At 73.1% G+C, this 2,292-nt stretch carries 3 protein-coding genes; all 3 read right to left on the bottom strand.

The genetic code is table 11. The annotated features are described in order from the left end of the window. Positions 1-676, bottom strand: a 676-nt coding sequence (locus HY703_00735; protein MBI4543704.1) for a lysophospholipid acyltransferase family protein, incomplete at its 3' end; no start/stop codon positions are given. A gap of 42 nt (positions 677-718) precedes the next feature. Further along, complete coding sequence (locus tag HY703_00730) at positions 719-1,792, bottom strand: glycosyltransferase family 4 protein (protein ID MBI4543703.1); 1,074 nt, start codon at positions 1,790-1,792, stop codon at positions 719-721. A gap of 91 nt (positions 1,793-1,883) precedes the next feature. Beyond that, positions 1,884-2,292, bottom strand: a 409-nt coding sequence (locus HY703_00725) for a glycosyltransferase family 4 protein (protein MBI4543702.1), incomplete at its 5' end; no start/stop codon positions are given.

The raw sequence follows: 2,292 nt of genomic DNA, 5'->3' as shown, positions 1-2,292 counted from the left end.
GCAACGCCAGCACTGCCGGCCCGCGGTGCGTCGAGGCCGGCCGGCCGAAGAAGGGGACGAGGACGCCGGCGCGCCGTGCGTCCTGATCCGCCACGAGGGCCACAACTCGGCCGGCGCGCAACGCGGCCAGACCCTGGCGGGCGGCATGGGCGCGCTCGATCACGTGCATCCCCAGCCGCTCCCGCGCGCGCCGGACCGCCCGGTCCACCAGCGGGTTGGCCAGCGGCTGCACCACTACGTCCAGCGGGATGCCCCGGGCGGTCAGGCTGGCCGCCGCGATCTCCCAGTTCCCGAAATGCCCACTCACCACCACGGCGCCCTGGCCGCGGCGCAGCGCCTCGCGGAACGAATACAGCCCCAGCGCTTCGGTGCGGGCCAGGATTTCCTCGCGACCCGATGACGCCAGCCCCAGCAACGCGAGCAACTCGCGCCCCAGGTGTGCGTAAGCCGCCGCCGCCGTCGCGCGCACCCACGCCTGATCCTGCGCCGGGAAAGCGCGACGCAAGTTTTCCTCGACCTCCCGGCGCCGCAGCCGCAGGGTGCGGTAGGTCAACCTGCCCAGCGCTGAGCCCAGCAGGTCCGCACCCCGCCCCCCCACAACCCCTGCGGCCGCCGCGCCGGTCGCGAGCAACAGGTGCTCGAGACGGTGCCTCTGTGTGGGACGGCGCGCGCTCAAGCGAGGACCTCCCCGCCCCCGATCGTGGAATAGGCAACGGTGTCAGCCACCTGCCACTTCACCATACAGCTCCAGGATCTGCGCCGCCGTCCGCTCGATGCGGAACTCCTCCAGCCGCTCCCGCTGCGCTTCCACCATGCGGCGCCGCTGCCCGGCGTCCGCTGCCAGACGGCCGACCAGGCTGGCCAGCGCAGCCGCATCACCCGGCGGGTACAGGCTGGACCCCGTGACCCGATGCACCGGCTCGAGGATCTCCGCCGCCCCCGCCGCGTCCGCGGCCACCGCCGGCACGCCCGCCGCCATGGCGTCCAGCAGGCTGGTCCCCAGCGGCTCGCGCGGCGAGCAGAAGGCGAACAGGTCCAGCTCGCCCAGGATCCTGCGCGCGTCTTGCAGGCGACCGAGCAGATGCACCCGGCTGGCCACGCCGTTCAGCTCGATCGCCGCCTCCAAGGCGGCGCGCTCCGGCCCCTCGCCCGCGATCACCCAGCGCACGTCCGGCAGCCGCGCCGCCGCCGGCGCCATCACGCGCTGGCCCTTGAAGCTGTAAAGGTGGCCGATGTTGCCCACCAGAAACTCGCTCGGGCGCACCCCCAGCCGGGCGCGCAGCCCGAGCCGGAGCCGCGGCAGCGCCTGGACCTCCTCCACATCAATGCCCGAAGGGATGCGGCATACGCGCTCGCGCGTCACCCCGCTGCGCAGCAAAGATTGCTCGACAGTCTTCGAGATGGCGATCACCAGCGCGGCACGGTTCCACTTGCGCGCCGAGACCGGATAATGCATGCGCCGCGAGGCGACCAGGGGCACACCCATGAGCCGCGCGGGAAGCAGCGCCACCTGCAACGCGTGCGCGTCGTGGCAATGGATCAGGCCGCGGCCCCGCGCCTGCCGCACAACGGCCAGCATGCCCCGAGGATCGAAGCCGCCGTGCCAGGCGACGCCCTGCACGGGCAGTGCCTGCGCCTGCAGCCGCTGCTCGAGCGCGCTGCGCCGCGGGCAAAGACAGAGCTGGGATACGCCGTGCTTCGCCAGCTCGGCCATGAGCAGGCGGACCTGGTTCTGCCCGCCGGCCCACACCCGCCCGCCGTCCAGGTGCAGCACGGAAAGCCGCTCACTCAAAAGCGTATCCTTCCCTCCCAGCGCCACTCCCGTACCCGCTCCCGTACCCGCTCCCGCTCCCGCTCCCGCTCCCGCTCCCGCTGACAATCCCTTAACCCACGCGCCCCTCTCCCGCAACCTCCTCGACAATCGCCCAGGCCTCCACCGCCGCCCGGTCCCAGTTGTAATACCTCTCGACCCACTCGCGCCCGCCCTGCCCGAGCCGCCGGCGCAGCCCGGCGTCGAGCAGCAGCCGGCGCACGGCGTCGGCCAGCGCCGCGGCATCCTGCGGCGGCACGAGCAGCCCCGTCTCGCCATCGCGCACCGCGTCCGGCACGCCACCGGAGGCACCCGCCACTACCGGCAGCGCCGCAGCATTCGCCTCGCAGAAGACGATGCCGAAGCCCTCGACCTCATCCCGATCGCGCTCGTCGCGCGCAGCCATCACGAAGATGTCCGCCGCGGCGTAGACGCCGGGCAGCCGCTCGTCTTCGATTTCGCCCAGAAAGCGAACCCGGTCG

This window comes from Gemmatimonadota bacterium (genome assembly GCA_016209965.1).
GTDB lineage: Bacteria > Gemmatimonadota > Gemmatimonadetes > Longimicrobiales > RSA9 > JACQVE01.
The sequence above is the reverse complement of the archived record's forward strand: the minus strand, read 5'-3'. Positions and strand labels throughout refer to the sequence as shown.